The 6,289-nt window shown below is 45.7% G+C and carries 3 protein-coding genes; 1 reads left to right on the plus strand and 2 read right to left on the minus strand.

Going from position 1 to position 6,289, the window contains the following annotated elements:
* Nucleotides 1–10: 10 nt before the first annotated feature.
* Nucleotides 11–3,766, minus strand: a complete 3,756-nt coding sequence (metH, locus tag GVN16_RS18445; RefSeq protein WP_166565394.1) for a methionine synthase — start codon at nucleotides 3,764–3,766, stop codon at nucleotides 11–13.
* Nucleotides 3,767–3,921: 155 nt separating this feature from the next.
* Here metH and GVN16_RS18450 point away from each other — a divergent pair, with 155 nt between their 5' ends.
* Nucleotides 3,922–4,386 (plus strand): Lrp/AsnC family transcriptional regulator, encoded by a 465-nt coding sequence (locus GVN16_RS18450; RefSeq protein WP_166565395.1) that lies wholly within the window; start codon nucleotides 3,922–3,924, stop codon nucleotides 4,384–4,386.
* Here the strand turns inward: GVN16_RS18450 and GVN16_RS18455 are convergent.
* A partial coding sequence (locus GVN16_RS18455; RefSeq protein WP_166565396.1) for a TonB-dependent receptor domain-containing protein occupies nucleotides 4,387–6,289 on the minus strand: 1,903 nt, incomplete at its 5' end.

A 6,289-nucleotide genomic window follows, 5' to 3' on the forward strand; every position in this document is an offset into this window, starting at 1 on the left:
TTTTCCCAGATTAATAGTTTAAGACCGGCGACAGCCATCTTTCGGCTTCCTCCTCGCTTTTTCCTGTTTTGGCTACATAAGCGGCGATCTGATCTTTCCCGATTTTTCCCAATCCGAAGTATTTACTGTCGGGATGGCTGTAGAAAAGACCACTTACAGAGGACGCCGGGTACATGGCCAGGCTTTCGGTCAACTGAACACCGATGTTTTTCTCAGCATCCAGTAATTTAAACAATTCAATTTTTAAGGTATGGTCCGGGCAGGCAGGATAACCCGGTGCCGGACGGATGCCATGGTATTTCTCTTTGATCAGGTCTTCGTTGCTCAGATTTTCATCGTCAGCATAACCCCAGAGTTCTGTCCTTACTTTGTGGTGAAGCAATTCGGTGAAGCCTTCAGCAAACCTGTCGGCGAGGGCTTTGACCATGATGGCGTTGTAATCATCATTTTTGGCTTCAAACTCCCGGGCTTTTTCATCTGCTCCGAAAATAGTCACCGCAAAACCGCCGAGATAGTCCTTTTTACCGGATTCAACTGGGGCGATATAGTCCGCCAGCGACAGATTCGGAATGCCTTTACCTTTCTGCCCCTGCTGTCTCAGGTGTAAAAACGAAGAAATCTGTTTCTCACGGTTTTCTTTATAAACCTTGTGGTCGTGGGTCAGTGAAGAACAGCTGCTGTTGTGGCCCTCGTCGATGACTTCAAAGTCGTAAATGACCTGTGTGTCGACATCCACGGTGTTGGCCGGCCAGAAACCGATGACGCCATTGGCTGTCAGCCATTTCTCATTGACGAGGTCTTTCATCATTTCCAGGGCATCTGCAAACAGTTTTTTAGCTTCCGTTCCCACTACTTCATCTTCCAGGATTTTAGGGTAACGGCCGTGTAGGTCCCATGATTGGAAGAAAGGTGTCCAGTCTATAAATTTCTCGATTTCTCTGAGACTATAGTTTTCAAATGTTCTGGTTCCCAGGAACTTAGGTTTTTTTAAATCAGAATTTTCCCAGTCAATGGCTAGTTTGTTTTTACGGGCTTCTTCAAACGGAATGTATTTTTTTTCTGTCTGCCTGTTCAGATATTCTTCCCTGAAAACGGCATAATCGGCTTTTACACTTTTGATATAGTCCTCTTTAAGGTCGATGCTGAGCATGTTACTGGCCACCGGTACGGATTTAGAAGCATCCAATACGTGTACCACTGGGCCTGAGTAGAAAGGATCAATTTTAACCGCGGTGTGCACCCGTGAAGTGGTAGCTCCACCGATCAGCAAAGGGATTTTCATACCTCTTTTCTCCATTTCCTTGGCTACATACACCATTTCATCAAGAGAAGGGGTAATCAGTCCGCTTAATCCTATCACATCCACCTCATGTTCTACGGCGGCTTCCAGGATTTTGTTGGCCGGAACCATGACGCCCAGGTCAATGATTTCGAAGTTGTTACACGCTAAAACTACACCCACGATGTTTTTACCGATGTCATGCACATCCCCTTTTACGGTCGCCATCAGGATTTTACCGTTATTTTTGGTGGTATTCCCTGAAATCCTCTTTTCTTCTTCCAGGTAAGGTAAGAGGTATGCCACCGCTTTTTTCATCACACGGGCCGATTTAACGACCTGCGGAAGGAACATCTTTCCTGCTCCGAACAAATCCCCGACGACGTTCATGCCGTCCATCAGCGGGCCTTCAATGACTTTGATCGGCTGCTGATATTTTAGCCTGGCTTCTTCAACATCTTCATCAATAAACTCTATGATTCCTTTGACAAGGGCGTATTCAATTCTTTTTTCAACCGGTTCGCTCCTCCATTCCTGGGCTACTTTTTCGGTTTCAGTGCCTTTGCCTTTCAGGCTTTCGGCCAGGTCAAGCAAACGCTCGGTGGCGTCTTCTTTCCTGTTGAGCAGTACATCTTCCACCGCCTCCAACAGGTCTTTCGGAATGTTGTCATACACTTCCAGCATGGCCGGGTTAACGATCCCCATGTCCATTCCGGCCTGTCTTCCGTGGTACAGGAACGCCGAGTGAATGGCTTCCCTTACTTTGTCATTTCCCCTGAAAGAGAAGGAGACGTTACTGACCCCACCGCTGACGTGAGCGTAAGGCAGGTTTTCACGTACCCATTTTGTCCCTTCAAAAAAGGAAATGGCATTGATCTTATGTTCTTCAATTCCTGTAGCGACAGGGAATATATTTAAATCGAAAATGATATCTTCAGGTGGGAAATTGACCACATTGACCAGGATGTCGTATGATCTTTTGGCTATTTCAATCCTCCTGGCAGTGGTATCGGCCTGTCCGTCTTCATCAAAAGCCATGACGATCACAGCCGCTCCGAATTTTCTGACGGTATTGGCCTGGCTGATGAATTCCGCCTCTCCGGCCTTCAGCGAAATGGAGTTGACGATGCTTTTGCCCTGCACACATCTTAGTCCGGCTTCAATGATTTCCCATTTGGAAGAGTCAATCATGACCGGGACTTTAGAAATATCCGGTTCTGAAGCGACAAGATTCAGGAATGTAGACATCGAGTAAACACCGTCCAGCATCCCTTCATCCATGTTGATATCGATCACATTGGCACCACCTTCCACCTGGTCTCTGGCTACAGAAAGGGCGTCTTCGTATTGTTCGTTTTTAATGAGTCTCAGGAATTTTTTCGAACCGGTCACGTTGGTTCTTTCTCCGACATTGACAAAACCCAGTTCCTGGGTCAAAGTCATAGGTTCCAATCCGCTGAGTCTGAGCATAGGCTCTATCACCGGCTGAACCCTCGGCTGAAACTGTGCTGCCAGCCTGGCGAATTCCCTGATGTGGTCAGGCGTGGTTCCGCAACACCCTCCGAGTATGTTCACGTAACCGTCCTGAAGGAATTCGATGACCTGCTCGCCCATAAACTCAGGCGATTCGTCATATTGTCCCATTTCATTGGGCAACCCGGCGTTTGGATAAACGCTGACAAAACCATTGCAAACCCTTGATAATTCTGCCAGATAAGGTTTCATGGCCCTGGCTCCGAGAGCACAGTTAAGACCTACAGAAAGCAGGTTGCCATGCGAAACGGAGTTATAAAAGGCTTCGGAAGTTTGTCCGGTCAGTGTTCTGCCCGACTGATCGGTGATGGTACCCGAAATCATCAGCGGCATATCAAAATCAGGATTTGTAGCCCTGATCTCTTCAATGACTTCATTGGCGGCATAAATAGCGGCTTTGCAGTTGAGCGTGTCTGTTACGGTTTCAATCAGCAACAAGTCGCAACCACCATCTATCAGGGCCCTTACCTGCTCGGTAAATGCAATTTTAAGTTCGTCGAAATTGATGGCTCTGAAGCCCGGGTTATTGACGTCAGGAGACAGGGAAGCCATTTTAGTGGTTGGCCCCATAGACCCGGCTACAAACCTTGGTTTATCAGGATTGGCAGCGGTATACTCGTCAGCAGCCTGACGGGCCAGTTTTGCCCCCTCAAAGTTAATTTCATAAACCAGGTCTTCCATGTGGTAATCGGCCATGGCGACGGTCGTTCCACTGAAAGTATTGGTTTCTATAATGTCTGCCCCGGCGTCTAAATACTCCTTGTGGATGGCCAGGATGACGTCCGGACGGGTGATGGACAGCAGATCATTATTCCCTTTTATATCATGCGGAAAATCTTTGAATCTCTCTCCTCTGTAATCTTCATCCTCCAACTTGTACCGCTGGATCATCGTACCCATGGCCCCATCCAGGATCAGAATTCTTTTCTTTAATATTTCTCTTATACTATGCATTTGCTGTCGACAGATCTTTAAGTTCTGTAAGTGGGGACAAATTTAAGGATAAAAGATAAAAATTAAAGTGATTTTGAATATAAATAGATAAAAACGCTATAAAAATTTACTTTTATATTTGTTTTATCTATTTTTGTTAAAAATATAAAGTAAAAATGATCAAACTTGATGATACGGACAAGGATATCCTGAAATATCTTCAGCAGGATGCCAAACTGACTACCAAGGAGTTAGCCGGAAGATTAAATCTTTCGCCGACTCCTGTTTATGAGCGGATCAGACGTCTGGAGAATGAAGGGGCCATCATGAAGTATGTGGCGATAGTTGATCGTGAAAAAGTAGGAAAAGACCTGATGGTTTTGTGTAACATCCGTCTGAAAGAACATGAGAAAGAAGCCGGGGGAAATTTTGTGAGAGAGATCATCACCATGCCTGAGGTGCTGGAGTGTCTGAATATCTCTGGCGATTACGATTTTCAGCTCAAAGTAGTGGTGTCGGATATGCGTGAGTACCAAAGCTTTATTATGAACAAACTGGCTTCTCTTGAAAACATCGGGAGTACACAAAGTATTTTTGTAATGGGCGAAATCAAAAATGAAACCGCCCATTTACCCAAATGATCATCTGAAATTACGAATCGTGTAAGTGAAAGTCAGCAGGAAATAACGGTTCAAAACCATAGATCTCACATCTTCCACATAAGATTCAGTTATCGAACGGCTGATGCTGTTGTTCTGATTCAGCAAATCGAAAGCCGTAAGTTTCAATTCTCCTGCATTATTTTTAAGGAATTTCTGACCTACGCTCATGTTCAGCAAGGTGAAATTCTGATTGTATCCCTCGCCAAGTCCTGTATAGATCGTATTGATCGCTTCGGTATTGAACAGAAAGCCTTTTTTGCTCAACAGATTCAGTTTCAGGGCTATGTTCTGGAAATAATAGTTGCTGTTCAGTGTCGGGTTTACCGTGTTCGTGATGATGGAATAGTTACCATTATAAGATACGGTAAAGTCAACCTGCTCGCTGATGTTACTTCCTACGACCAATCCGCCGCTCAGCGTAGTGTTTTCGGCAGTGTTGTTCACGTTGTTGACCAGACCCGGCGTTTCGGTATAGTTAACACCCATGTTCAGGTTCAGGTTACTTTTCAGCCATTTCACCGGGAAGCCGTAGTTCATGAAGGTCCTGATGCTGTAGCTTGTCCCTAAGTTAACCGGTCTGTTCAGCTGCGTTCCTCTTTTCAGTGCGATTCCCTGTATCACCGTGTCTTTAGTGGCTACATAACTCGCATTGGAGATATAGTCCGAACGGGTTTCACCGAATACGTTGATCATAAAGCTCGTGGCCTTGGTCGGGTTAACGCTGCTGTACCTGATCGATCCCGCATTGCTGTACTCCTGTTTCAGATTCGGGTTACCGGTGCTCAACTGAAGCGGGTTCGAGTTATTCAATACGTTTTGCAGCTGGTTGATAGAAGGTGCATTGGTATTGGTTCTGTAAAACAACCTGAAGTTCTGGTTTTTATTCAGGTTATAACGGATAAACGCGTTGGGAAGGATGTTGGCAAAGGTCTTTTCCAGCGTAAATGCATTGGGGAAGATCTGCGAACCGGTCAGTTGAGCGTGCTGATAGCTCAACCCGAAGTTCATGTTGAAATCCTGTCCTTTGTTATACCTGTAGCTCAGCGAGCCCCTGTTGGTATTGAATGAGTTGTCAAAAACGTTTGATAAAGTCGTGTTCAGATCGGTATAACCGCTGCCCTCTGCATTATCGTAAGTCTTTTTATCTGAGTCATTGTTCTGGAATGTACCGTTATAGCTGATCTGCAACTGCGAGTTTTTAGACAAGGGCTCATTGTAATCTCCTCTTACCCTGATGGTGTTCGAATTGCTGATCGTTTCGCTGATCTGGTCTATCACGACACTGGTGTCTGTCAGTGAGAAATATTCATTTTTTGAGTAAAGAACTCCGTCGTTCCAACGGTAGCTGTATGAGTTACCCAGGCCGATAGAGAAGGTTCTTCCGGCTTTGGCAAAACGGTGTCTGAATAACAGGTCACCACCGGCATTGATCCCCGTACCATCGCTGTTTTGTGTCGAAACCAGGTTACTCAGCATCGTAGACAGACTCGGGAGTGAGTTCTGGGCCTCAGAGTTTGTTGTATTTTTGTTCAGCTGAACACTCAACTGAGGTGTAAATATCAATGAATTCGTTTTGTTGATGGTGTATTCTATCCGGCTGCTTACCTTGTGGCTGTAGTTGTTTGATTTCCTGTTATAAGCTTCTTCATAAAGCTGGTCATCAGATGAGGTAAAAATGGTCCTTTCAGTATCTTGTACCCTCTGGTTGTTTGTTCCGTTGAAGAAATAGCTGCCGTTAAATTTTATTTTTTTACCCCAGTTGTCTGTCAGGTTAATTCCCAGGGCGTTTGTACGGGTAATGCCGCTCTGACCCGAGACCATAAAACTGGAGGGGTCTGTGCCTCCACCCCCACCACCGAAGCCACCGCCCCCGCCGCCGGGA

It is taken from the genome of Emticicia sp. CRIBPO, assembly GCF_009905725.1.
Taxonomy (GTDB): Bacteria; Bacteroidota; Bacteroidia; order Cytophagales; family Spirosomataceae; genus Leadbetterella.

What these genes read in the sequence shown, in the direction of transcription:
- metH (WP_166565394.1), bottom strand. Translation starts at nt 3,766, where the DNA reads ATGCATAGTATAAGAGAAATATTAAAGAAAAGAATTCTGATCCTGGAT.
- GVN16_RS18450 (WP_166565395.1), top strand. Translation starts at nt 3,922, where the DNA reads ATGATCAAACTTGATGATACGGACAAGGATATCCTGAAATATCTTCAG.